Genomic DNA, 25,349 nt, shown 5'->3' with positions numbered 1-25,349 from the left:
TGAAAATTGGGTACGTCTTCAACCAGGGCACGAGCTTGCTTGAGCGCTTCGCGCGTGTTGCCTGCGCCGACGAGGCGATAGATGTCCAGCAGGCGTGCTTCAGGATCGCGCGCCGATGCCAGCGAGGGAGGCGGCGTGACAGGCGCAGCCCTGGAGGCCGCGGCATGTGGCACCTGCGAGCGATGGTGCACGCGTGCCGCGCTCGAATCGGCAGTGCCGGAAAAAACGACGGCGCCCACCAGGAGCGCCGTCAGCCTGGCGAAGAGACGAGGTCTTCGCCGGCCGGGGTGGGACTGGGTCGTCACGAGCCAGCGCTTTCCTTCACGATGAGCCACGAGCCGCCGCTGCGCACCAGATCCAGCGACTTGCGTCCATTGATCTCAAGCGCGTCGGCCTTGTAGGCTTGATGGAAGTGGGCGGTGGCCCGGTCCCCCGAGACATTCACTTGCAGCTCTGAAAGCTTGAGGGTGATGTTGCGCTTGCCACCAATGCGGGCGCGGCGCTCCGCTTCCCAGGCCTTGTGCGACTTGCCTGCCGGCGCGTAATCGCGCGCATAGGACGCGAAGTAGCTGTCCATGTCCTTGCGGCTCCAGGCCACCGACCAGGCGCGGATCGCGGCTTCCACTTCGCGGCGGCTGACGTCGCCATCAGCGGATTTCTGCTCTGTCTTGGACTCGACCTTCGGCGTGACTTGGGTGATGACCGGCGGGGCCTTGCTGGTGACCAACGCGACCGGTGCCGGCGCGGGAGCGGGCTTGGCCACCACGGGTGGCGGGGCAACCGGCGCGGCCGACACCGACGAACTGCTCACTGCGGCGCCAGGGGCGCGATCTTTCGGGAACAGGTCGCGGATCATCGCCAGCTTGGGCGCGACGGCGGAGCGGGTATCGATTTGCAGCGCCTTCGAGTAGGCCTGGCTGGCCAGCTTGGCGTAGACGTCGCCGAGGTTTTCGTAGGCGGTCGCGTAGCTCGGGTTGGTGCGGATCGCCATTTCGAGGGCGGTACGCGCCTTGTCGTACTGACCTTGCTGGGCGTAGAGCACCGCGAGGTTGTTGAACGGCTCCGGCAGGTCCGGGTAGTCTTCGGTGAGCTTGGTGAACGCGGTGATGGCTTCGCTGGTCTTGCCCATCTGCGACAGGCTGATCCCGCGCAGGAATCGCATCATGGGGTCACGCGGCTTGCTGGCCAAGTATTGATCGGCCTTTTGCAGGGCTTCGGCCGGCTTGCCTGCGGCCATCAGCTTTTGCACATCGGACGCGTCGTCGGCGTGGACCGCCGAGCCAGTCATCATCGCCAGGGCCAGCAGGGCGGTACGGCTCATGTTGCTCAAGGATGCGGCCAGAGGGAAGCGGGGTGCGAAACGTTGCATGTGTGTCGTTGTGTTTGCTGATCGTGAGGAGCAATCGATCCCGGTCACGGACACTGGTGGCCAGTGCCGTTGCCGGCGTGGCTGGAGGCCGGCAGATATACTCGAAAGATTGTATCTGAGCCGCCTGGGCTCGCTTCGCTGCGGGCCGGTCGATCTGACCGGATTGATCACGGTGGTTTCCCGGTGTTCCAGCCCGTGCTACGGGTGCGCGCGGGTTTGCTTTCTCTCTGTTCACGCCGATGACGCTGCGCATCTACAACAACCTCACCCGTCAACTCGAAACATTCACACCCATGGTGCCGGGTCAGGTCGGCATGTATGTGTGCGGCATGACGATCTACGACTACTGCCATGTGGGGCACGCTCGCATGATGATGGCGTTCGACGTGGTGCAGCGCTGGCTCAAGGCCTCGGGGTATCGCGTCAACTACGTGCGCAACATCACCGACATCGACGACAAGATCATCAGGCGCGCGGTCGAGCGCAACATCACCTTGCGTGCGCTGACCGACGAAATGACCGAGGCCATGCATCAGGACATCGCGGCCTTGGGCATCGAGTCGCCCACCCACGAGCCGCGCGCCACGCAGTACGTCGGGCAGATGCTCGACATGATCGGCAAGCTGGAGAAAAAAGGCCTGGCTTACCACGCGTCCAACGGCGACGTGAATTACGCGGTGCGCAAGTTCGAGGGGTATGGCAAGTTGTCGGGCAAGTCGCTGGACCAACTGCGCGCCGGTGAGCGTGTGGCCGTCAACGACGGCAAGCAGGATCCGCTCGACTTCGTGCTCTGGAAGTCCGCCAAGCCTGAAGAACCTGCCGAAGCCAAGTACGACTCGGCCTACGGCGCCGGGCGCCCCGGTTGGCACATTGAGTGCTCGGCCATGAGTTGCGCGCTGCTGGGCGAGGAGTTCGACATCCATGGCGGCGGGCTCGACTTGCAGTTTCCGCACCACGAGAACGAAATCGCGCAGAGCGAAGGGGCCAGTGGCAAGGGCTTTGCCCGGGTCTGGATGCACAACGGCTTCTTGAACGTCGACAACGAGAAGATGTCGAAGTCGCTGGGCAACTTCTTCACCATCCGCGATGTGCTGAAGTCGTACGACGGCGAGACGGTGCGCTTCTTCATGTTGCGCGTGCAGTACCGCAGCCCGTTCAACTACAGCGACGCGGGGCTCGACGACGCTCGCAATTCGCTGCGGCGGCTCTACACCGCGTTGGACAGCGTCGCGGCGGCTGACGTGAGCATCGACTGGTCCAACCCCTATGCCGCACGGTTCAAGGCCGCGATGGACGACGACTTCAATACGCCGATCGCCATGGCCGTGCTGTTCGAGCTGGCCAGCGAGGTTAACCGCGCGCGTTCGGCCGAGGTGGCCGGGTTGCTGAGGGCGCTGGGTGGCGTGCTGGGGTTGCTGCAACAAGTGCCGCGAGACTATCTGCGTGCCGGCGCAGGCGCATCGGCTGGCGGTTTGAGCGAAGCCGAGATCGAGGCGCAGATCGCCGCTCGCGTGGCGGCCAAGCAGGCCAAGAACTTTGCCGAGGCCGACCGCATCCGCAACGACCTGCTGGCGCAAGGGATCGTCTTGAAGGACTCCGCGCAGGGCACGACCTGGGTGCGAGCTTGATCCACACTCTCCAATGCTCATGAAGGATCGCCTGTGACACGCGCTCGTACGGCGGATGCCGATCGCGTCAAGGCTGCGGCGCCGGTGGCTGACTGGGTCACGCCCGGCTATTGGGACGAGGCCTGCAAGCACTTGGGCAAGCGCGACCGCGTGCTGCGCAAGCTGATCCCGCAGTTTGGCGAGGCTCGCCTGCAAAGTCGCGGCGATGCCTTCACCACGTTGGCGCGCTCCATCGTCGGCCAGCAGATTTCAGTCAAGGCCGCGCAGTCGGTGTGGGACCGCTTCACCGGTTTGCTTGACGCCACGCCGCATCGCGTGGCGCCCGTCCGCGTCCTTGATCTGGCGGTGGACGACATGCGCGGTGCCGGCTTGTCGGCGCGCAAGGTTGAATACCTGCGTGACCTGGCCACGCATTTTTCGCAAGGCTCGGTTCACGAGCGGCAGTGGTCCGCGATGGACGACGAGGCCATCATCGAAGAGCTGGTGGCCATTCGGGGCATCGGTCGCTGGACGGCCGAGATGTTCTTGATTTTTCACTTGATGCGGCCCAATGTGCTGCCGCTCGACGACCTCGGGCTGCTCAAGGGCATCAGTCTCAATTACTTCAGCGGCGAGCCGGTATCGCGCGCCGAAGCGCGTGAAATTGGTGACGCCTGGGCACCTTATCGCTCGGTGGGCACTTGGTATTTGTGGCGCAGCCTTGACCCGCTGCCGGTCGAGTATTAAAAACGGCGCAGCATGAACGGCGGAACCCAGCCTCAGTGGTTGGTACCTCGTCGAAGGACACAAACGAATGAGCAAACGACACTTTCTCGAGTTCGAGCAACCCATTGCCGAGCTGGAAACCAAGATCGACGAACTGCGTTACGTGCAAAGCGAATCGGCCGTCGATATCTCCGAAGAAATCGATCGCCTGAGCAAGAAGAGCCAGCAGCTCACCAAAGAGATCTATGCGAGTCTCTCGCCCTGGCAGGTGACGCAGATCGCGCGCCATGCCCAGCGGCCCTACACGCTGGACTACGTCAACGAAATCTTCACGGACTTTCAAGAGTTGCACGGCGACCGGGCCTTCGCCGACGACCTCTCGATCGTTGGCGGTCTGGCGCGATTCAACGGCCAGGCCTGCATGGTGATCGGCCATCAAAAGGGCCGCGACACCAAGGAGCGCGCGCTGCGCAACTTCGGCATGTCGCGCCCCGAGGGCTATCGCAAGGCCCTGCGCTTGATGAAGCTGGCCGAGAAGTTCGGCATGCCGGTGTTCACCTTCGTGGACACGCCGGGTGCCTACCCTGGCATCGGCGCCGAGGAGCGCGGTCAATCAGAAGCCATCGGGCACAACATCTTCGAGATGGCGCGCCTGGAGGTGCCCATCATCACCACCATCATCGGTGAAGGTGGCTCGGGCGGTGCGCTGGCCATCAGTGTGGCCGATCAGGTGCTGATGCTGCAGTATTCGGTGTATTCGGTGATCTCGCCCGAAGGTTGCGCGTCCATCCTCTGGAAGACCGCCGAGCGCGCCGAAGATGCCGCTGAAGCCCTGGGTATCACCGCGCACCGTCTCAAGGCTTTGGGCCTCGTCGATAAGATCGTCAGCGAGCCGGTCGGGGGCGCCCATCGCGACCCGAAACAGATGGCGGCCTATCTGAAGCGCGCCCTGAGCGATGCCTGGCGCTCGGTGAGTGATCTCAAGACCAAAGACCTGCTGCAGCAGCGCTACGAGCGTCTGCAAAGCTACGGTCGCTTCAACGACACCAAGGAACGTTGATCCCGGTGCCCGTCGTTGCGGTGGCCTACAGCGGCGGGCGGGATTCAACCGCCTTGCTGCACGCCACCCTGCGGGCTGCCCAAGAGCAAGGCGCGTGCGTGGCGGCCTTGCATGTCCACCATGGCTTGAGTGCGCAAGCCGATGCCTGGTTGGATCACGCCGAGCGGCAGTGTCGTGCCTGGGCTCGACGCGGTTGGCCCGTGACGCTGCTCAGTCGGCATCTGGATCTGCGAGTGCCTCGTGGTGAGAGCGTCGAGGCCGTGGCGCGCGCCGGACGTTACGCCGCGCTGGCCGAGATGGCGCGCGAGGCGGGGGCCGATCTGATCCTGCTCGGACAGCATCGGCGAGACCAAGCCGAGACCTTTTTGCTGCAAGCCTTGCGGGGCGCCGGCGTGCCCGGTTTGGCGGGCATGGCGGCTCACTTCGAGCGCGATGGCCTGACTTGGGCTCGCCCGTGGTTGAATCAGCCGCGCGAGGCGGTGGAGGCGTATGTGCGGCGCCATCGCTTGCGGTTTGTCGACGATGACAGCAATGCCGACCCGCGCTACGCCCGCAATCGATTGCGCCTGGACGTCTGGCCGGCTTTGACCGGGGCCTTTCCCGGGGCTGAAACCGCTCTGGCGGACGCGGCAACCTGGGCAGCCGATGCCGATGCGGTACTGCGCGAGGTGGCTGCCCACGATTGGGCGGCGGTTAGCGGGCCGGCGGATGCTCGGGCTGTGTTGTCGGTGGCCGCGTTGCAGTCGCTCAGCATGCCACGGGCCCGCAATGTGCTGCGTGCCTGGTTTCTGGCTACGGCTGGCGTGCCGATGCCGGCGACCTTGCTGGAGCGGGTGGTGACGGAGTGGCGGGCGCGCGGGGCCGTGAGCTGGTCCGCGCCGGCCGGGGTGTTGCGCTGCTATCGCGGGCAGTTGAGTCTGGTGCGGGCGACGTCTGGTGGATCCGACGAGGGCGCGGCGAGGGAGTCCTGCCTCACTGTGAGGCGAGCGGGGCGTTATGCACTGCCGGGTTGGGGTGGCGCCTTGGTGGTCGAGCGCGTGCGCGAGCATGGCGTCGCGCTGACGGCGCCCCTGGATCTGCGCTTGGTGCCCAGAACCGGTGGCGAGCAGTTTCAACTCGCTCCGGGGCGCACGGTGCGCAGCTTGAAAAAACAGTTCCAGGCGCAGGGCGTGCCCGGCTGGGCGCGTGAGGGGCCCCTCGTCTACGTGGGCGATACCTTGGTGTTCGTGCCGGGGCTCGGTGTGGATGCTCGGGCGTGGGCACCCGTGGGGGGGCCGCAGGTGCGATTTACCTGGGTGCCATGCGACAGACTAAAATCCTCGGTTTTCTGAATTCGGCGCAAGCGGCGCCGCGCTGCGTGGCCAACGGGGCTGCGCCGGGGCGCACAAGCTGTTTGCCGCAACTTCCATGGCACTGATCGTTCACAAATACGGCGGAACTTCGATGGGCTCGGCTGAGCGCATCAAGAACGTCGCCAAGCGCGTCGCCAAATGGGTGCGGGCGGGTCACCAATTGGTGGTCGTGCCCTCGGCCATGAGCGGCGAAACCAACCGCCTGCTGGGGCTGGCCAAGGAGATTTCGCCCGACGCTCACTCCGACAGCCACTTGCGCGAGCTCGACATGATTGCCTCCACCGGCGAACAGGTGTCGGTCGGCTTGCTGTCGATCGCGCTGCAGGCTGAAGGCGTCGAAGCCGTGAGCTACGCCGGCTGGCAGGTGCCGATCAAGACCAACAGCGCCTTCACCAAGGCCCGCATCGAAAGCATCGACGACGTTCGCGTCCGTGCAGACCTCGCAGCGGGTAAGGTGGTGGTCATCACCGGCTTCCAGGGCGTCGACCCGAACGGCAACATCACCACGCTCGGCCGTGGCGGCTCCGATACCTCGGCCGTGGCCGTGGCTGCAGCCTTGAAAGCGGACGAGTGTCTGATCTATACCGACGTTGACGGCGTCTACACCACCGACCCGCGCGTGGTGCCCGAGGCTCGGCGTCTCAAGGCCATCAGCTTCGAAGAGATGCTCGAGATGGCATCGCTGGGCTCGAAGGTCTTGCAGATCCGCTCGGTCGAATTCGCCGGCAAGTACCGCGTGCCCACTCGCGTGTTGTCGAGCTTCACGCCGTGGGACATCAACATCGACGAAGAGGCCAAGTCCGGCACGCTCATCAGCTTTGAGGAAGACGAAAAAATGGAACAAGCCGTTGTTTCCGGCATCGCGTTCAATCGCGACGAAGCCAAGATCACCGTGGTCGGCGTGCCCGACAAGCCCGGCATCGCCTATCAGATCCTGGGCGCCGTGGCCGATGCCAACATCGACGTGGACGTGATCATCCAGAACGTGTCGCACGACGGCAAGACCGACTTCTCGTTCACCGTGCATCGCAACGATTACGCCAAGACGGTTGATCTGCTCAAGGCCAAGGTGCTGCCCGCGCTGGGCGCCGCCGATGTGGTGGGTGACCAGAAGATCTGCAAGGTCAGCATCGTGGGTATCGGCATGCGCAGCCACGCCGGCATCGCCAGCAAGATGTTCGGCACGCTGAGCGCAGAGGGCATCAACATCCAGATGATCACGACCAGCGAAATCAAGACCTCGGTGGTGATCGACGAGAAGTACATGGAACTGGCCGTGCGCGAGCTCCACAAGGCGTTCGATCTGGACCAACCCAAGGCCTGATCTGGCTCGAGAGAAGAACAAGCCACAGCGAATTCGTCGCCGTTCCGGGTTAGAATGTTCGCTGTTGCTGGAGACGTGGCCGAGTGGTCGAAGGTACTCCCCTGCTAAGGGAGCATGCGGTGATGAGCTGCATCAAGGGTTCGAATCCCTTCGTCTCCGCCAGAATCAAACGCCCCATGGAGAGTCTTCATGGGGCGTTTTTCTTTGGCGGCCCAACTTTTTATCTGCACCACTTTGCGCCATGAGTACATCTGATACCTCCGCTCCCAAGATTGGTTTCGTTTCGCTGGGTTGCCCCAAGGCGTTGACGGACTCCGAGCTGATCCTGACCCAGTTGCGCGCCGAAGGCTACGACACATCGAAGACGATGCAGGGCTCCGATCTGGTGATCGTCAACACCTGTGGCTTCATCGACGATGCTGTTAGAGAGAGCCTCGATGCCATCGGCGAAGCCCTCTCCGAGAACGGCAAGGTGATCGTGACGGGGTGTCTGGGTGCGCGCAAGGGCGACGGCGGCGGCAACATGGTGCGCCAGATGCACCCGAAGGTGCTGGCCGTGACCGGGCCGCATGCCACGCAAGAGGTGATGGACGCCGTGCACGTGCACGTACCCAAGCCGCACGACCCGTTTGTCGATCTGGTGCCCGCTGCGGGCATCAAGCTCACGCCGAAGCACTACGCCTACCTGAAGATCAGCGAAGGCTGCAACCACCGCTGCACCTTCTGCATCATCCCGAGCATGCGCGGCGACCTGGTGTCGCGCCCGGTGGGTGATGTGCTGAGCGAGGCGCGCGCGCTGTTCGAGTCAGGTGTCAAAGAGCTGCTGGTGATCAGCCAAGACACCAGCGCCTACGGCGTGGATGTGAAGTACCGCACCGGCTTCTGGGACGGCCGCCCGGTCAAGACGCGCATGTTCGACCTGGTGGCGGCGCTGGGCGAGATGGCCGATCAATACGGCGCCTGGGTGCGGCTGCATTACGTCTACCCGTATCCCCACGTCGACGAAATCCTGCCGCTGATGGCCGAGGGCAAGATCCTGCCCTACTTGGATGTGCCCTTCCAGCACGCGCACCCGGACGTGCTCAAGCGCATGAAGCGCCCGGCCGACGGCGAGCGCAACCTGGAGCGTCTGGCGAAGTGGCGCGAGGCCTGCCCGCAGCTCGTGGTGCGCAGCACCTTCATCGCGGGCTTCCCGGGCGAGACGGACGCCGAGTTCGACTACCTGCTCGACTTCTTGCGCGAAGCGCAGATCGACCGCGCCGGCTGTTTTGCGTACTCGCCGGTCGAGGGCGCCACGGCCAACGACCTGCCGGGCGCTGTGCCCGATGCGTTGCGCGAAGAACGCCGCGCGCGCTTCATGGAGGTAGCCGAGGCGGTGTCCATCGCCAAGCTGCAGGGCCGGGTGGGCGCCGAGATGCAGGTGCTGGTGGACTCGGCACCGGCCATGGGCAAGAAGGGTGGGGTGGGGCGCACTTATGCCGACGCGCCTGAGATCGATGGCATCGTGCGTCTGCTGCCGCCCGAGAAGATTTCGAAGACGCTCAAGGTGGGCGAATTCACCCGGGCGCGCATCGTGCAAGCCCAAGGGCATGACTTGGTCGGCGTGCCGATCTAAAGTGCGGGGCAGCAATCCTTGATGCGAGCCCCCATCCATGTCCGACAAAGCAGGCTTCGATCAGCCGGCTGATGGTCACCCCATCAGCACCTCGCTGATCCATCACCCCTACCGCCCGCCGGCCGGCTTCGACGCGCCGATGCCCGGCGTGCACAAAGCCTCGACGGTGATCTTCCCCAGCGTGTCGGCCATGCGCCGGCACACCTGGAAAGACAAGTCCGGCTACACCTACGGCCTGCATGGCACGCCGACCACCTTCACGCTCGAAGAGCGCCTGGCCACGCTGGAAGGCGCACGCTACGTGCAACTGGCGCCCAGTGGCTTGGCCGGCATCGCCATGGTCAACGTGGCGTTCTTGAAGCAGGGCGACGAGGTGCTGCTGCCCGACAACGTCTACGGCCCCAACAAGGAACTGGCGCGACACGAGCTTGCCGCGTGGGGCATCACCAGCCGCACCTACGACCCGCTGGATCCTGCGTCGTTGGCCGCGCAGATCAACGAGCGGACGCGTCTGGTGTGGCTCGAGGCGGCCGGCTCGGTGACGCTGGAGTTTCCGGACCTGCTCGGTTTGATCCGCGCAGCGCGGCAGCAGCCGAACGCCGTGATCGCGCTCGACAACACCTGGGGTGCGGGTCTGGCGTTCAAGCCGTTTGCGCTGCCTGAAGGTTTGTCGGTGGACGTGTCGCTGCACGCGTTGACCAAGTACCCCTCAGGCGGCGGCGATGTGCTGATGGGCTCGGTGAGCACGGTTGATCCGGCCTTGCACTTGAAGGTGCAGAACGCCCACATGCGACTGGGCTTCGGCGTGGGCGGCAACGATGTCGAGCTCGTGCTGCGCGGCTTGCCCAGCCTGCCCTTGCGCTACGCCGCGCATGACGCGTCCACTCGCCAACTGGCGGCCTGGCTGGCCACGCGGCCTGAGTTCGCGCAGGTGCTGCACCCGGCGCTGCCCACGTCGCCCGGGCACGCGTATTGGGCGCAGGTGAGCCAGGCGGCGGCGGGCTTGGTCTCGGTGGTGGTGGGCGAACGCTACAGTCAGGCGCAGGTCGATGCGTTCGTCGATGCGCTGAAGCTGTTCAAGATCGGTTACTCGTGGGGCGGCCCCATCAGTCTCGTCATGCCCTACGAGCTGCTCCACATGCGCAGCCTGCAGGTGTCCTATAAAGGCACGGTGGTGCGCTTTGCCGTGGGGCTGGAGGCGGTGGACGACCTGATCGCCGACTGCACGCAGGCGTTGCGGGCGCTAGGCTGAGTTGCTCAGGGCGCGGTCAGCGGCGTTTTACTTGCTGCTGACCTTGTGCCGCATCAGGCGGGCTTTTTCTTTTTCCCAGTCGCGTTCTTTGAGGGTGTTGCGCTTGTCGTGTTCGGCCTTGCCCTTGGCCAGCGCGATTTCGCATTTCACGCGGCCGCCCTTGAAGTGCAGGTCGAGCGGCACCAGGGTGTAGCCCTTTTGCTCGACCTTGCCGATCAGGCGGCGGATTTCTTCTTTGTGCATCAAGAGCTTCTTGGTGCGATCGGCCTCGGGGCGGATGTGGGTAGACGCGCTGCGCAAGGCATTGATGCGGCAGCCGATCAGGAAGAGCTCGCCGTCCTTGATGACGACGTAGCCGTCGGTGAGTTGCACCTGACCATCGCGGATGGCCTTGATCTCCCAGCCCTCCAGCACCATGCCCGCCTCGTAGCGTTCTTCGATGTGGTAGTTGAACCGGGCTTTTTTGTTTTCGGCGATGCTCATCGGGGCGGCCCTGGGGGCGCATCAATACAATCCCGCCATTGTATGAAGCATGTGAACAAGTCCGTCCTGCTGTGGTACAGCCCCACGCAGATGTATGACCTCGTGACGGCTGTGCCCGACTATCCGCGCTTTCTGCCCTGGTGCAGCCAGGCCGAGGTGCTGGAAACCCACGCCGATGGCATCACGGCACGCGTGCATCTGTCGTTCGCGGGCTTGCGCCACGCCTTTACCACCCGCAACGTGCATGTGCCGGGCCAGAGCGTCACCATGAGTCTGGTGGACGGGCCGTTCTCGGTGCTCGAAGGCGCGTGGCAGTTTGCGCCCCTCGCGCAGCCCGGGGGCGATCCCGGCGAGGCGCCCACGGCATGCAAGGTCGGATTCGATCTGCGCTACGCGTTTTCGAGCCGCGCGCTGGAGCTGGTCATCAGCCCGGTGTTCGACCGCATCGCCAACACCTTTGTCGATTCATTCGTAAAGCGCGCCGAGCAGGTTTATGGCGCTCGCTGAGTCATCGGGCGAAGCCGTCGCGTCGCCCGCGATTCGGGTCGAGGTGGTGTGCAGCCCGGGGCCGAGACAGGTGGAGCTCAAAGCCTTGACCTTGCCTGCAGGTTCGACGGTCCGTCAAGCCGTTGAAGCCAGCGGGCTGGTAGCGCGGGCTGGTGTGCCGTCAACGGGGCATGTTGGCATTTGGGGGCGGGTGACCACGTGGTCGCATGTGTTGCGCGACCAGGATCGCATCGAGCTGTATCGACCGCTCAAGGCCGACCCGAAAGAGTCGCGACGGTTGCGCTACAAAAAACAACGCCCGACCAAGACGCGCGGGCGTTGAAGACACAGCGAGGCGCTGGCCTGCGCCAGCGGCATCACTTGCAGTTGTTGGCGATGCCCTGCCGGGTGCGCTCGATTTCTTGGGCGCGCTGCTGGTCGTCAAGGAACTCCCGCTCGCCGTTTTCGTTGGTGCGAGTAATGCGCTGACCATCTTCGAGGCTGCGCATGTAGCCGCGGGCGCGCTGGCAGTTTTCTTGTCGCTCCTTGGCCTGCTTTTCGTCGTCGGCCTTGCGCTTGGCGTCCTGCTGCTCTTTTTCTTTGCGCTTGCGGGCCTCGAGCTCGGGGTCGCTGGCCTTGACGCTCGACGCGGCCGCAGCGGGTGCTGCGGCGCTGGCTTCGGACGCGGCCGGGGCTGTCACCAGCTTGGCGGCGCGGGCGGCGGCCGAGTTGCGCGGCTGAGCCAGGACGTCCTTGGCGGGGGTGCCGGGCGGCGGCGGGGTGTCGCTGTAGTGCGTGTTGCCGGACGCGTCGCGCCATTTGTATTGAGCGAGGGCGGGAGACAGCAAGCCGACGGCCAGCAACGGCAGCAGGGCCAGGGAGGCAAGGCGGGTGATCTTCATTCGGCGGAGTTTAGTGGGTGGTCAATCGGGGGCGATAGCCGGGTTTGTGACGAATCACACGATTTATCGACCTCGGCCCGTCCCAGCGCGACAGGCCGCGCACGTCGGGGATGGCCCGGAATGTGGCAAGCCTTTGCGCGCTCTTTATAATCTGCTTTTGCGTCTGGAGCCTCTCTCATGCGCCTTCTTGGTAAAGCGCTCACCTTCGACGACGTGTTGTTGGTGCCCGCGTACTCTCAGGTGTTGCCTCGCGACACCAACCTCTCAACCCGTCTTTCCCGCAACATCGAGCTGAAGCTGCCGTTGGTGTCCGCCGCCATGGACACCGTGACGGAGTCGCGCCTGGCGATCGCCATCGCCCAGGAGGGCGGCATCGGCATCGTGCACAAGAACCTCAGCCCCAAACAGCAGGCGGCCGAGGTGGCCAAGGTCAAGCGCTACGAATCTGGCGTGTTGCGCGACCCGATCACCATCGCTCCCGGCGTGCCGGTTCGCGACGTGATCGCGCTGAGCCAGCAGCATGGCATTTCGGGCTTCCCGGTGGTCGAGAACGGCAAGGTGGTGGGCATCGTCACGGCGCGCGACCTGCGCTTCGAGACCCGTCTCGACGCCCCGGTGCGCGACATCATGACCCCGCGCGAGCGCCTGGTCACGGTGCGCGAAGGCTTCGCGCCCGACGAGGCCAAGGCGCTGATGCACAAGCACAAGCTGGAGCGCGTGCTGGTCGTCAACGACGCATTCGAATTGCGCGGCCTGGCAACGGTGAAGGACATCACCAAGCAGAGCAGCTTCCCGAAAGCGGCCCGTGATGCACAAGGCAAGCTGCGCGTCGGCGCGGCCGTCGGTGTTGGCGAGGGCACCGAGGAACGCGTCGAATTGCTGGTCAAGGCCGGCGTCGACGCCATCGTGGTGGACACCGCGCACGGCCACAGCTCCGGCGTGATCGAGCGCGTGCGCTGGGTCAAGAAAAACTTCCCGCAGGTTGACGTGATCGGCGGCAACATCGCCACCGGCGCGGCGGCGCTGGCTCTGGTCGAGGCCGGGGCAGACGCGGTCAAGGTCGGCATCGGACCGGGCTCCATCTGCACGACCCGTATCGTGGCGGGCGTGGGCGTGCCGCAGATCATGGCCATCGACAGCGTGGCGACGGCGCTCAAGGGCACCGGCGTTCCGCTGATCGCGGACGGCGGCATTCGCTACTCGGGTGACATCTCCAAGGCCATCGCTGCGGGTGCCAGCACGGTCATGATGGGCGGCATGTTCGCGGGTACCGAAGAAGCGCCGGGCGAAGTCATCCTCTACCAGGGGCGGAGCTACAAGAGCTACCGCGGCATGGGCTCTATCGGCGCCATGAAGGCCGGTTCGGCCGACCGCTACTTCCAGGAAAACGACGAAGCCACCCACCCGGGCGCCGACAAGCTCGTGCCCGAGGGCATCGAGGGGCGCGTGCCTTACAAGGGCTCGGTCGTGACCATCCTGTTCCAGATGGCCGGTGGCCTGCGGGCTTCGATGGGCTACTGCGGTTGCGCCACGATCGCCGACATGCACGAGCGCGCCGAGTTCGTCGAGATCACCACGGCGGGCATTCGCGAAAGCCATGTGCACGACGTGCAGATCACCAAGGAAGCGCCCAACTACCGGCTGGAGTGAGATCCATCCGCTAGCCCGTCGGGCCTGACCGCGCGTTTTGGCTGATCGCTGGAACGCGCGGTTCGCAATTTCAGGAGTCGTTTGTGAGTGCCCCTGCCAACCTCGCCGTCGCCGCACCCGCACCGCGTCAGCCGGCCATGATGTTCATCATGCTGACCGTGCTGATCGACATGATCTCGATCGGCCTGATCGTGCCGGTGCTGCCGATGCTGGTGGGGCGTTTCACCCAGTCGCCGGCCGAGCAGTCGCAGGCCTACGGGGCGGTGATGGTGGCCTTTGCCGCCGCGCAATTTGTTGGCGCGCCGATCCTGGGAGCGTTGTCCGACCGCTACGGGCGGCGTCGCGTGTTGCTGATCGGCCTGCTGGCGGTGGCGCTCAACTTCTTTGTCACGGCCATGGCCACCAGCCTGGCCATGCTGATCGCGGTGCGCCTGGTTGGCGGCCTGATGTACTCGAACATCGCCGTGGCCAACGCCTACGTGGCTGACATCACGCCGCCGCAAGACCGCGCCAAGAACTACGGCATGTTGGGCGCGATGTTCGGTCTGGGCTTCATCCTGGGGCCGGTGGCGGGAGGCTTGCTGGGCGACCGCAATGTCCATCTGCCGTTTTACGCGGCGGGCGTGCTGGCTCTGTTGAACTGGCTCTACGGCTACTTCGTGTTGCCTGAATCGCTGCCGGTAGAGAAGCGCCACGCGTTTCGCTGGACGTCGGCCAATCCGTTCTCGGCCTTGATGCAGCTCACTCAACTCAAGGGCGTGGGCAGCCTGATTGCGGTGATCGGTTTTTCGGCGCTGGCTCAGTACACGCTGCACAGCGCTTGGGTGCTTTACAACCACTTCAAGTTCGGCTGGGGGCCGCGCGAGAACGGCTGGTCGCTGTTCGCCGTGGGCCTGATGGCTGTGGTGGTGCAGGGCGGTTTGCTGCGCCAGATGCATAAATACATCCGCGTGCAAAAGCTGGCACTCATCGGGTTGGTGTCGTCCACCCTGGCCTACGCCTGCTACGGGCTGGTTCCAGAGGGCTGGATGATGTACGTGGTGATCGCCGCCAACCTGATGGGTTATGCCGTCAACCCGACCATTCAAGGCATGGTGTCGAACGCCGCCGATGCCCGCAGCCAGGGCCGCAGCATGGGGGCCGTGTCGTCGGTCAACAGCGTGGCGGCGGTGCTGGGGCCGATGATCGGCGCGCCGCTCATGGCGCGCGTGTCGCACTTGCCGCATGGCGACTGGCGCATCGGCATGCCGTTTTATTTCTGTGCCCTGCTGCAAGGCTTGGCCACGGTGTTTGCCGTGCGGCATTTTTCGAACGAACACCACCACCACGCCGCGCCGGCTCACACGGCAGGTTGAACCTTTCTAGCTCAAAGCCCGAACATGCACGACAAGATCCTCATCCTCGATTTCGGCTCCCAGGTCACGCAGCTGATTGCCCGTCGCGTTCGCGAGGCGCACGTCTATTGCGAGATCCACCCCAACGACGTGTCGGATGACTTCATCAAGTCGTTCAACCCCAAGGGCATCATCCTGTCGGGCAGCCACGCCAGCACCTACGAAGACCACGAACTGCGCGCGCCGCAAGCCGTGTGGGGCGCGGGCGTGCCCGTGCTCGGCATCTGCTACGGCATGCAGACCATGGCGGTGCAGCTGGGCGGCAAGGTCGACTGGAGCGACACCCGCGAGTTCGGTTACGCCGAGGTGCGCGCGCACGGCGCGACCGCGCTGCTCAAGGGCATCGCCGACTTCCACAGCGCCGAAGGGCACGACATGCTCAAGGTCTGGATGAGCCACGGCGACAAGGTCACCGCGCTGCCGCCGGGCTTCGAGCTGCTGGCGTCCACGCCCAGCTGCCCGATCGCCGGCATGGCCAACGAGGCCAAGCGCTACTACGCGGTGCAGTTCCACCCCGAGGTCACGCACACCGTGCAGGGCCACGCCATGCTGACGCGCTTCGTGCGCGACATCGCCGGTTGCAAGGGCGACTGGGTCATGGGCAACTACATCGAAGAAGCCGTGGCGAAGATCCGCGAGCAGGTGGGCGATGAAGAAGTCATCCTTGGCCTGTCGGGTGGCGTCGATTCGTCCGTGGCCGCCGCGCTGATCCACCGCGCGATTGGCGACCAGCTCACCTGCGTGTTCGTTGATCACGGCCTGCTGCGCCTGAACGAAGGCGACATGGTGATGGACATGTTTGCCGGCAAGCTGCACGCCAAGGTGATTCGCGTCGATGCCAGCGAGCTGTTCCTCGGACAGCTGGCCGGCGTGACCGACCCCGAGCGCAAGCGCAAGATCATCGGCGGTCTGTTTGTTGACGTGTTCAAGGCCGAGGCCGAGAAGCTCAAGGCGAGTGGCCAGGGCCACAAGGGCGAGAACGGGAGTCGCGCCGTCAAAGGCGCGACCTTTTTGGCGCAAGGCACCATCTACCCCGACGTGGTGGAGAGCGGCGGCACCAAGACCAAGAAGGCCACCACCATCAAGAGCCACCACAACGTGGGCGGTCTGCCCGAGCAACTCGGCCTGAAGCTGCTGGAGCCGTTGCGCGAGCTGTTCAAGGACGAAGTCCGCGAGCTGGGCGTGGCCCTGGGCCTGCCGCCCGAGATGGTCTACCGCCACCCCTTCCCGGGTCCGGGCCTGGGCGTTCGCATCCTGGGTGAAGTGAAGAAGGACTACGCCGAGCTGCTGCGCCGCGCCGATGCCATCTTCATCGAAGAACTGCGCTCCACCATCGAGCCCCACTCGGGCAAGAGCTGGTACGACCTCACCTCGCAAGCGTTCACCGTCTTCTTGCCGGTCAAGAGCGTGGGCGTGATGGGCGACGGCCGCACCTACGACTACGTGGTCGCGCTGCGCGCCGTGCAGACCAGCGACTTCATGACGGCCGACTGGGCCGAGCTGCCCTACAGCCTGCTCAAGAAGACGTCGAGCCGCATCATCAACGAGGTGCGCGGCATCAACCGCGTGACCTACGACGTGTCGAGCAAACCCCCCGCCACCATCGAGTGGGAGTGATCAGGAGCAAACCATGCGCGCTGTTTTCGGTCTTGTGGGCTTGTTGGTGGTACTGGCCATCGTGCTGATACTGGCCAAGCATCAGTTGCAGGCCGCGCAGTCGATCCAGGTTCCTGCGGTGGCGGGCTTGCCTGCGGCATCGGCAGCGTCGGCGCCGGCCAATGTGGCCGAGCAGTCGCGTCAGGTGCAAGAGCAGGTGCGCGACACCTTGAACCAAATGTCGCAGCAGCGCACCGAGCAGATCGATCAGCAATCGAAGTAAGCAGCGCCGCAGCATGAGTGTGATCACCCCGGCAGACGAATACGCCATGCGCATCGCGCTGGACCAGGCGCAAAACGCCTGGTTGGTAGGCGAGGTGCCGGTGGGGGCGGTGATCATGCGCGGCGGGCAGGTGCTGGCCACCGGCTACAACCGCCCGATCACCACGCACGACCCCACGGCGCACGCCGAGATCGTGGCCCTGCGCCACGCGGCGCAACTGGTTGAAAACTACCGCCTGCCCGAGTGCGAGCTCTACGTGACGCTGGAGCCCTGCGCGATGTGCGCCATGGCGCTGATGCATGCCCGCTTCAAGCGCGTGGTGTTTGCTGCCTACGACCCCAAGACCGGCGTGGCGGGCTCGGTGATCGACCTGTTTGGCAACAAGCAGCTCAACCACCACACCGAGATCGTCGGCGGGTGCTTGGCTGATGCGAGCGCGGCCATGCTGCGAGGCTTCTTCGCCGAGCGCCGCGAGCAATTGCGTGCCCAGCGCCGCACACGTCAGGCCGTGCCCGAGGTGATCCACCCCATCGACCCCCACAGCGTGCCCGACATCGCGGACGTGATCCCCGTCGGTTTGGTGGTCGATGACCTTGCGAAGCCGGGCTGAACGCGTCCAATCGCATCTGAAATCGAGTGGCTTGGCCTAATATCGCGGCCATGCCAAGCAAGCGCTCTACCGCTCCGGCCTCTGCGCCGACGACACCCCCGTCAACCCCATCGTTGACCATCTACAGCCCCGCCGGCGTGGTCGCCCAGGCCGCCGCCTTGCAGCGCGCCGCCAAGCGCTTGCGCGAGCACGGTCTTGACGCTGCACTCGACGAGTCCGCCAAGGCCCGTGCCCAGCGTTTCGCGGGCGACGACGCCAGCCGCCTCGACGCCATCCACCGCCTTGCCGACGCGGCACCGACGGTGGCGCTGGCTTCGCGCGGCGGCTACGGCCACTCGCGGTTGCTCGATCAGATCGACTGGAAGCGCATTCGCCGCAGCGTCGAGCGCGGCACGCGCTGGGTGGGGCACAGCGACCTCACGATGTTCCAGCTGGCGGCCTTGGCGCACGGCGCGGCGGGCGACCCCAAGGCGGGCCACGCCGAGGGCGCGCTGTGGGCCGGCCCGATGGCCTGCGACGACTTCGGCCGCACCGACGAGGACGGTGGCGTCGAAGAGGTGACGCGCGATTGCTTTCTCGAAGCCATGCGCGGCGAACTTGAAGGCGTGGGCTTTCGCACCGAAGCCGGCTTCGACGGCCTGGAGGCGCGCGGCCTGCTGTGGGGTGGCAACCTCACGGTGCTGTGCTCGCTGCTGGGCACGCCGCACTTTCCGCGCGTCAAGGGCGGGGTGCTCTTTCTGGAGGACGTGAACGAGCACCCGTATCGCGTCGAGCGCAACCTGCTGCAGCTGCATCAGGCCGGCGTGCTGGGCGCCCAAAAGGCGGTGCTGCTGGGCGACTTCACCGGCTGGCGCAAGTCGCCACTCGACCGGGGCTACAACTTGAAGACGGCCGTGGCGCACCTGCGCTCGGTGAGCAAGACGCCCATCCTGACCGGCTTGCCGCACGGCCATGGCCCGATCAAGGTGTGCCTGCCGCAAGGCCGCCGCGTTGACCTGGCCGTGTTCGGGAAAGACGTGCTCATCGGGTGGTAACTTGCAGCACGGGGCCGGGCGCGGCGTGACGATGCGGTGGTGGCGACGTGGCGCCGCGGGGAGGTTAGCCCTTGCAGCCCTGACGAGCCTCGCGCTGGCCGCCTGCAACAACAGCCCCTGGCCGGCTGGCGCGGCGGCCGAGAACACCTTGTACTCGGCCGTGGTGGAAAGCTCGCCGCGCCATCTCGACCCGGTGGCGTCGTACTGGGGGCAGGACACGCCCTACACCTATCAGATCTACGAGCCGCCCTACGGCTACCACTACCTCAAGCGGCCTTATGAGCTGATCGGCAAGACGGCGGAGGCCGTGGCCAAGCCGCGCTACCTTGACCGGGCGGGCCAACCGCTGCCCGATGACGCGCCCGCCGAGCAGATCGCCGAGAGCGTCTACGACGTTCGCCTCAAGCCCGGCATCCTGTACCAGCCGCACCCGTGCTTTGCGCGCGATGCCCAGGGCCGCTACCGCTACCACGCCATGCAGCCGGGCGAGCTCGGCGCGCGTACCTCGCCGCTGGAGTTTGATCAGCAAGCCACCCGCGAACTGGTGGCTGAAGACTATGTGTACGCCATCAAGCGTCAGGCCACCACGCGCATCACCGCGCCGGTGGCATCGATCTTTGCCGAGCACATCGTGGGCTTGCAGGCCTACCGCGATCTCGTGAAGCGTGAAGACGCCAAGCTGCAGGCCGGGCTCGACCCCACGCGGCTCGACAAGCCGTTTCTCGACTTTCGCCGCTGGCCGCTGGCCGGGGTGTCGGCGCCTGAAAAATACCTGCTGCGCATCCGCATCAAGGGCAAGTACCCGCAGTGGAACTACTGGATGGCGATGAGCTTTCTGGCCCCCATGCCGTGGGAGGCCGATGCCTTCTACGCACAGCCGGGCATGGCCCTGGCCGGCTTGACGCTCGACCGCTGGCCGGTGGGCACCGGGCCCTACATGATGGTCGAGTTCGTCAAAGACCGGCGCCACGTCATGAAGCGCAACCCCAACTACCGGGGCGAGCCTTACCCCTGCGAGGGCGAGCCGGCAGACCGGGCAGCCGGGCGGCTCGACGACTGCGGCAAGCGCACGCCGTTCATCGACACGCTGGTGTCCACCGTGGAGCGCGAGGCCGTGCCGCAGCGCGCCAAGTTCCGCCAGGGCTATTACGACGTCGAGGTGTTCGAACGCACCGATACGGGCATGGACTATCTGGTGGCCATGCAGGACTCCGAGGCCACGCGCCGCGAGTACGAAGCCAAGGGCTTTCGGCTCGACCGGCAAAGCGGGGTCGACGCCTACACCATCGGCTTCAACATGCTCGACCCGGTGGTCGGCCAGGGGCACACGCCTGACGAGCAGGCGCGCCACCGCAAGCTGCGCCAGGCCATCTCGATTGCGATCGACTGGGAGGAATATTCGAAGATCTTCCCGACCAAGGCGGGCGTGGCGGCCATGAGCCCGTTGCCCCAGGCCTTGTTCGGCTCGCGCGAGGGCACGCTGGCCGGCGTGAACCCGGTGACGCATCGGGTGGTGAACGGCCGCGTCGAGCGCCGCCCGATCGACGACGCCAAGCGCCTGATGGCCGAGGCCGGCTACCCGAACGGGCGCGATGCCCGCACCGGCCGCCCGCTGGTGCTGAACTACGACTTCTACCAACTGCCCACGCCCGAGCGCAAGGCCGAGATCGACTGGATGGTGCGGCAGTTCGCCAAGATCGACATCCAGCTCGAAGTGCGCGCCACCGACAACAACCAGTTTCAAGACAAGGTGCGCAAGGGCGCCTACCAGGTCTACATGTCGGGCTGGATCGCCGACTACCCGGACGCCGAGAACTTCCTGGCCTTGCTCTACGGCCCCAACGGCAAGACCGGCCACGATGGCGAGGGCTATGCCAACTATGCCAACCCCGAGTTCGACCGCCTGTTCGAGCAACTGCGCCTGATGGACGACGGCCCCGCCAAGCAGGCCGCGATCGACCGCATGGTGCGGCTGGCCCAGCAAGACGCGCCGTGGAGCTTTGGCTACTTCCCGTTCGCGTCGGCGGCGGTGCAGCATTGGGTGCACAACTCGAAGCCCTCGCTGATGGTGCGCGACCACGGCCGCTATCTGCGGCTGGACGTGGCCGAGCGCCAGGCGCGGCAGGCCGAGTGGAACCGCCCGGTCTGGTGGCCGGTGGTGGTGGCCGGGCTGATGCTGGCGGGCGGCGTGGCGTGGGCCGTGCGCCGCTATCGTCTGCAAGAGCGGCTGGACGCACGCGGCCAGGCGGTGCAGGGATGAGGGGGCGAGCGATGTCGATCTTCTTGCTGCGTCGCGTGCTCTATGGCGCGCTCGTGCTGGTGGGCGTGAACCTCGCCACCTTCTTCCTGTTCTTCACTGTCAACACGCCCGACGACATGGCGCGGCTCAACATCGGCGGCAAGTACGTCAAGCAAGACACCATCGACAAATGGAAGGCTGAGCGCGGCTACGACAAACCGCTGTACTGGAACGCGTCCCGCATGGGCAGGGCGCAGCTCACCGACACCATCTTCTGGGATCGCTCGGTGTCGCTCTTCACGCTGCGCTTCGGCCGCTCGGACAGCGAAAGCGCTGGCGACATCGGCGCCGAGGTGGCGCAGCGCATGGGCGTGAGCCTCAAGCTGGCCTTGCCGCTGTTTGCGTTGCAGGTGCTGGCGAGCGTGGCGTTCGCGCTGCTGCTGGTGCTGTTCCGGCGCACGCGGCTCGACTTCTGGGGCGTGGTGCTGTGCGTGGTGATGCTGTCGATATCGAGCCTGTTCTACATCATCGTCGGGCAGCTGCTGTTCTCGCGCGTGCTGCGGCTCGTGCCCATCTCGGGCTACGTGCCGGGGTGGGAGGCGGTGAAGTTTCTGGCCTTGCCGATCAGCCTGTCGCTGCTGGCGCGGTTGGGCGGCGAGGCCCGCTTGTACCGCGCCATGCTGCTTGAAGAGCTGGGCAAGGACTACGTCCGCACCGCGCGGGCCAAGGGCCTGGCCGAGGGCCGCGTGCTGCGTCGCCACGTGCTGCGCAACGCGCTGATCCCGATCATCACCAGCGCGGGGTCCTACCTGCCTTACGTCTTTCTCGGCAGCCTGGTCTTCGAGAGCTTCTTCGGCCTGCCGGGCCTGGGCGCCTACGTGATCGACGCCATCACCAAGCAGGACTTCGCGGTGGTTCGCACCATGGTCTTCTTGGGCTCCTTGCTCTACATCGCCAGCTACGTGCTGATCGACCTGGCCTACACCTGGGCCGACCCGCGCGTGCGGCTGGCTTGAGCGGGTGACGACGATGTGGCACAACGCACCGCGATTGGTCTGGCTCTGGACGGACGCTGCCATCTGGCTGATGGCCGCCGCGCTGCTGGGCTACGCCGTGGCCGTGGCGCGCAGCCCGGTGCTGCGCAGCAGCTGGCGCAAGGTGTGGGGCGACGCCGCTGCCTTGAGCGCCACGGTGGTGCTGGCGGTCTGCCTGCTGATCACCCTGGCAGACAGCATCCACTACCGTTTGCGTCTGTCGAGCACCCCCGGGGCTGCCGCGGCTTTCGATACCCGCACCCAGTCGCTGCTCGACGCCGCGCTGAGCGGCCTGATCGCCTCGCGCGAGGTCACCTACTCGCGCCCCCTGGCGGTGGAGAGCTTCACCAAGGAGTCGGTCACCGCCAACGGCGTCACCAGCCGGGTGGCCCCACGCCTGAAGCACGGCGGGGCGCATCTCGCCGACCCCGCTCGGCAGTGGGGCGCCGACGTGCTGACCCGCGTGCTGCAGGGGCTGCTCGGCGGCGGGCTGGCGTCGGCCGTGGTGGGCGTCGTGATGGCGGCGGCCGGGGCTCGTCGCCAAGGTATCTCGTGGGTGGACGCGGCGCGTCGTGGTTGGCGAGGCGAGGGCGCCGTGCCCTGGCGAGCGGCCTGGCTCACGTTCAGCGCGCTGGCCCTGCTGGCTGGCGTGGCGGCGGCCTTGTCGGGCGGCTATCACGTGCTGGGCACCGACACCACCGGCAACGACGTGCTGTACCAATCGCTCAAGAGCATCCGCACCGCCTTCGTGATCGGCTCGCTGGCCACCGTGGCCACGCTGCCGCTGGCGGTGGGCTTGGGGGTGATGGCCGGCTACTTCGGGGGCTGGGTCGACGAGTTGATTCAGTACGTCTACACCGTGCTGTCGTCGGTGCCCAATGTGCTGCTGATCGCGGCCTGCGTGCTGATGGTGCAGGTCTTTCTGGACCAGCACCCCGACCTGTTCGAGACGGCTGCCGAGCGGTCTGACCTGAAGCTCTTCTTGCTGTGCGTGGTGCTGGGCGCCACCGGCTGGGCGGGGCTGTGCCGCCTGTTGCGCGGCGAGGTGCTCAAGCTGCGCGAGCTCGACTACGTGCAAGCCGCCGCCGCCTTCGGTGTGGGGCCGGCGCGCATCATGCTGCGGCACCTGCTGCCCAACGTGGCGCACCTCGTGCTCATCGTCACCGTGCTCGATTTTTCGTCGCTCATCCTCTACGAGGCGGTGCTGTCCTACGTGGGGGTGGGCGTCGATCCATCAATGAACAGCTTCGGCGGCATGATCAACCTGGCGCGCAAAGAAATGAGCCGCGACCCCGTGGTGTGGTGGAGCTTCGCCTCGGCCTTCGGCTTCATGGTCACCATCGTGCTGGCCGCCAACCTGTTTGCCGACGGCGTGCGTGATGCCTTCGACCCGCGCGCCCGGCGCTTCCGGCCTCGTGGGCGCAGCAAGGGGGCCTCATGCTGAGCGCCCAAGACTTGCAAGTCACCCTCGATGCCGACGCCGGCCTCGTGCAGGCGCTCGACGGCCTCACGCTGGCCATCGAGCGCGGCGAGACTTTTGCCCTGGTGGGCGAATCGGGTTGCGGCAAGAGCATGACGGCGCTGGCCTTGATGCGCCTGCTGCCCGACAACGGCCGCATCACCGGCGGCGCCGTGCGCTTGAGCGCGGCAGACGATGCCGAGGCGCCGGGGCAGACGATCGACACCCTGGCCTTGCCCGAGTCGGCCATGCGCCGCGTGCGGGGCGGGCGCATCGGCATGATCTTTCAGGAGCCCTCGACCAGCCTGAACCCGGTGATGCGGGTGGGCGAGCAGATCGTCGAGGCCATCGAGGCCCACACCGATTGCAGAGGCCGGGCGGCACGCGAGCGGGCTATCGAATGGCTGCGGCGCGTGGGCATCCCCGAGCCCGAGCGGCGCATCGACAGCTACCCCTTCGAGCTCAGCGGCGGGCAAAAGCAGCGCGTGATGATCGCCATGGCGCTGGCGGCCGAGCCCGATTTCTTGGTGGCCGACGAGCCCACCACGGCGTTGGACGTGACGATCCAGCAGCAAATCCTGGATCTGCTCCAGGGCCTGCAGCGCGAGCGCCGGCTGGGGCTGCTGCTGATCACGCACGACCTGGCCGTGGTGGCGGGCATGGCGCACCGGGTGGCCCTGATGTACGCCGGGCAGATCGTCGAGGTCGCGCCGGCTGATGCCTTCTTTGCCCAGCCGCGTCACCCCTACGCCCAAGTGTTGCTGCAAGCGCTGCCCGACAGCCGCAAGCGTGGCGCGGCGCTCACGGCGATCCCGGGCAGCGTGCCGCCGTTGTCGCAACGGTTTGCCGGCTGTCGCTTTGCGCCGCGTTGTGCTGCGGCGCAGTCGCGTTGTGCGCAAGAGGCGCCTGAGCTCGTCAGTGCGGAGCGGGCCGCCGACCATGCGGTGCGGTGCTTCTTCCCCATCACGGCGCTGCTGGATCGGGCTGCGCCGCCGGCCGTCGAGTCGATGGCGCCGGCGGCGGGCGAGGCCGAAGTCTTGCTTGACGTGCGCGATCTGCGCGTGCGCTACGCGGCGCGCGGTGGGCGCTGGTGGCGGGCTGCCGAGGGCTACACCGCTGTCGATGGCGTGTCGCTGCAGGTGCGTGCCGGGCAGACGCTCGCGCTGGTGGGCGAGTCGGGTTGCGGCAAGTCCACCCTGGGGCGGGCGGTGATGCAACTGCTGCGCGGCAAGGCCGAGGTCAGCGGGCAGGTGGTGTGGTCGGCCCCCGGCTCGGGCGGGCAGGACTTGTTGACCGCGCCGCCCGCCGCCTTGCACGAGGCACGCCGCGCCATCCAGATGGTGTTCCAGGACCCGTTTGCCTCGCTCAACCCGCGCTTGCCCGTGCAAGAAATTCTCGAAGAGGGCATGCGCAGCCTGCGTCCGGCGTGGTCGGTGGCCGAGCGGTTGGCCCGCTTGCGCCAGCTGATCGACCGCGTAGGCTTGCGGCCCGATGCGCTGCAGCGCTATCCACATGAGTTCTCAGGCGGGCAGCGCCAGCGCATTGCCATTGCGCGCGCCTTGGCGGTCGAGCCTCGCGTGCTGGTGTGCGACGAGCCGACCTCGGCGCTCGACGTGTCGGTGCAGGCGCAAATATTGAATCTGCTGCGCGAGCTGCAGGCCGAGCGCGGCCTGGGCTACTTGTTCATCACGCACAACATCGCGGTGGTCGAATACCTGGCCGACACGGTGGCCGTGATGCGGCAAGGGCAGATCGTCGAGGCTGGTGAGGCGCGGCGCGTGTTGCAGCAGCCGCAGCACGACTACACCCGCACGCTGATGGCCGCCGTGCCGCGTTTTTCCGCATGAGCCGCGCCCGAAATCTGGGCCTGTCGC

22 protein-coding genes, 1 tRNA gene and 1 pseudogene are annotated in these 25,349 nt (G+C 66.1%); 20 read left to right on the top strand and 4 right to left on the bottom strand.

Features of this window, described 5'->3' with window-relative positions:
• Both ACE3SS_RS04735 and ACE3SS_RS04730 read right to left on the bottom strand, forming a co-directional pair.
• Positions 1–305: pseudogene (locus ACE3SS_RS04735) on the bottom strand (hypothetical protein); the annotation flags it as partial.
• On the bottom strand, positions 302–1,321 hold the full coding sequence (locus ACE3SS_RS04730) for a tetratricopeptide repeat protein (RefSeq protein ID WP_374591870.1): 1,020 nt from the start codon (positions 1,319–1,321) through the stop codon (positions 302–304). The pseudogene ACE3SS_RS04735 and the gene ACE3SS_RS04730, both read right to left, overlap by 4 nt.
• 287 nt (positions 1,322–1,608) lie before the next feature.
• Between ACE3SS_RS04730 and cysS the strand changes: the two genes are divergently transcribed.
• From cysS to ACE3SS_RS04690, 8 genes are all read left to right on the top strand, one after another.
• Positions 1,609–2,997, top strand: coding sequence for a cysteine--tRNA ligase (gene cysS / locus ACE3SS_RS04725; RefSeq protein ID WP_374591868.1), 1,389 nt, complete (start codon positions 1,609–1,611; stop codon positions 2,995–2,997).
• Between the two features lie 84 nt (positions 2,998–3,081).
• Positions 3,082–3,723, top strand: coding sequence for a DNA-3-methyladenine glycosylase (locus ACE3SS_RS04720; protein WP_374591878.1), 642 nt, complete (start codon positions 3,082–3,084; stop codon positions 3,721–3,723).
• A gap of 67 nt (positions 3,724–3,790) precedes the next feature.
• Entirely contained in the window at positions 3,791–4,762 is a 972-nt protein-coding gene (locus tag ACE3SS_RS04715; RefSeq protein ID WP_374591866.1) for an acetyl-CoA carboxylase carboxyltransferase subunit alpha, read from the top strand.
• 5 nt (positions 4,763–4,767) lie between these two features.
• The gene (tilS, locus tag ACE3SS_RS04710; protein ID WP_374591864.1) at positions 4,768–6,093 is read left to right on the top strand and encodes a tRNA lysidine(34) synthetase TilS; all 1,326 of its coding nucleotides are present in this window, start codon (positions 4,768–4,770) and stop codon (positions 6,091–6,093) included.
• A gap of 76 nt (positions 6,094–6,169) precedes the next feature.
• On the top strand, positions 6,170–7,438 hold the full coding sequence (locus tag ACE3SS_RS04705) for an aspartate kinase (RefSeq protein ID WP_374591862.1): 1,269 nt from the start codon (positions 6,170–6,172) through the stop codon (positions 7,436–7,438).
• A 69-nt stretch (positions 7,439–7,507) separates the two neighbouring features.
• Positions 7,508–7,600 (top strand) — tRNA-Ser (locus ACE3SS_RS04700).
• Positions 7,601–7,679: 79 nt separating this feature from the next.
• Positions 7,680–9,053, top strand: coding sequence for a 30S ribosomal protein S12 methylthiotransferase RimO (gene rimO, locus ACE3SS_RS04695; RefSeq protein WP_374591860.1), 1,374 nt, complete (start codon positions 7,680–7,682; stop codon positions 9,051–9,053).
• A gap of 37 nt (positions 9,054–9,090) precedes the next feature.
• Positions 9,091–10,305, top strand: coding sequence for a PLP-dependent transferase (locus ACE3SS_RS04690; RefSeq protein ID WP_374591858.1), 1,215 nt, complete (start codon positions 9,091–9,093; stop codon positions 10,303–10,305).
• Positions 10,306–10,332: 27 nt separating this feature from the next.
• Here ACE3SS_RS04690 and smpB read toward each other — a convergent pair whose 3' ends face one another.
• Positions 10,333–10,788 (bottom strand): SsrA-binding protein SmpB, encoded by a 456-nt coding sequence (smpB, locus tag ACE3SS_RS04685; protein ID WP_374591856.1) that lies wholly within the window; start codon positions 10,786–10,788, stop codon positions 10,333–10,335.
• Positions 10,789–10,830: 42 nt separating this feature from the next.
• On the opposite strand from smpB, the gene ACE3SS_RS04680 reads away from it, so the two are divergent.
• Both ACE3SS_RS04680 and ACE3SS_RS04675 read left to right on the top strand, forming a co-directional pair.
• Positions 10,831–11,295, top strand: a complete 465-nt coding sequence (locus ACE3SS_RS04680) for a type II toxin-antitoxin system RatA family toxin (RefSeq protein ID WP_374591854.1) — start codon at positions 10,831–10,833, stop codon at positions 11,293–11,295.
• Positions 11,282–11,617 (top strand): RnfH family protein, encoded by a 336-nt coding sequence (locus ACE3SS_RS04675; RefSeq protein WP_374591852.1) that lies wholly within the window; start codon positions 11,282–11,284, stop codon positions 11,615–11,617. Before ACE3SS_RS04680 ends, ACE3SS_RS04675 begins: the two co-directional genes overlap by 14 nt.
• Before the next feature lie 34 nt (positions 11,618–11,651).
• Here ACE3SS_RS04675 and ACE3SS_RS04670 read toward each other — a convergent pair whose 3' ends face one another.
• Positions 11,652–12,176, bottom strand: coding sequence for a DUF4124 domain-containing protein (locus tag ACE3SS_RS04670; RefSeq protein ID WP_374591850.1), 525 nt, complete (start codon positions 12,174–12,176; stop codon positions 11,652–11,654).
• A 177-nt stretch (positions 12,177–12,353) separates the two neighbouring features.
• On the opposite strand from ACE3SS_RS04670, the gene guaB reads away from it, so the two are divergent.
• From guaB to ACE3SS_RS04620, 10 genes are all read left to right on the top strand, one after another.
• Entirely contained in the window at positions 12,354–13,826 is a 1,473-nt protein-coding gene (gene guaB / locus ACE3SS_RS04665; RefSeq protein WP_374591848.1) for an IMP dehydrogenase, read from the top strand.
• A gap of 83 nt (positions 13,827–13,909) precedes the next feature.
• Positions 13,910–15,181, top strand: a complete 1,272-nt coding sequence (locus ACE3SS_RS04660; protein ID WP_374591846.1) for an MFS transporter — start codon at positions 13,910–13,912, stop codon at positions 15,179–15,181.
• Between the two features lie 24 nt (positions 15,182–15,205).
• Complete coding sequence (guaA, locus tag ACE3SS_RS04655; RefSeq protein ID WP_374591844.1) at positions 15,206–16,837, top strand: glutamine-hydrolyzing GMP synthase; 1,632 nt, start codon at positions 15,206–15,208, stop codon at positions 16,835–16,837.
• A gap of 13 nt (positions 16,838–16,850) precedes the next feature.
• Entirely contained in the window at positions 16,851–17,099 is a 249-nt protein-coding gene (locus ACE3SS_RS04650; RefSeq protein WP_374591842.1) for a hypothetical protein, read from the top strand.
• 13 nt (positions 17,100–17,112) lie between these two features.
• On the top strand, positions 17,113–17,709 hold the full coding sequence (gene tadA, locus ACE3SS_RS04645) for a tRNA adenosine(34) deaminase TadA (protein WP_374591840.1): 597 nt from the start codon (positions 17,113–17,115) through the stop codon (positions 17,707–17,709).
• Positions 17,710–17,822: 113 nt separating this feature from the next.
• The gene (locus ACE3SS_RS04640) at positions 17,823–18,743 is read left to right on the top strand and encodes an LD-carboxypeptidase (protein WP_374591838.1); all 921 of its coding nucleotides are present in this window, start codon (positions 17,823–17,825) and stop codon (positions 18,741–18,743) included.
• A 31-nt stretch (positions 18,744–18,774) separates the two neighbouring features.
• Complete coding sequence (locus ACE3SS_RS04635) at positions 18,775–21,003, top strand: ABC transporter substrate-binding protein (RefSeq protein ID WP_374591876.1); 2,229 nt, start codon at positions 18,775–18,777, stop codon at positions 21,001–21,003.
• An 11-nt stretch (positions 21,004–21,014) separates the two neighbouring features.
• Positions 21,015–21,998: an ABC transporter permease gene (locus tag ACE3SS_RS04630; protein WP_374591836.1), complete on the top strand. Its 984-nt coding sequence runs from the start codon at positions 21,015–21,017 to the stop codon at positions 21,996–21,998.
• Between the two features lie 13 nt (positions 21,999–22,011).
• On the top strand, positions 22,012–23,460 hold the full coding sequence (locus tag ACE3SS_RS04625) for an ABC transporter permease (protein WP_374591834.1): 1,449 nt from the start codon (positions 22,012–22,014) through the stop codon (positions 23,458–23,460).
• Positions 23,454–25,322, top strand: a complete 1,869-nt coding sequence (locus tag ACE3SS_RS04620; RefSeq protein ID WP_374591832.1) for a dipeptide ABC transporter ATP-binding protein — start codon at positions 23,454–23,456, stop codon at positions 25,320–25,322. Before ACE3SS_RS04625 ends, ACE3SS_RS04620 begins: the two co-directional genes overlap by 7 nt.
• Positions 25,323–25,349: the final 27 nt, after the last annotated feature.

Source organism: Aquabacterium sp. (assembly GCF_041915145.1).
Taxonomy (GTDB): domain Bacteria; phylum Pseudomonadota; class Gammaproteobacteria; order Burkholderiales; family Burkholderiaceae_C; genus Aquabacterium.
This window is presented reverse-complemented; position numbering and strand designations above follow the sequence as displayed.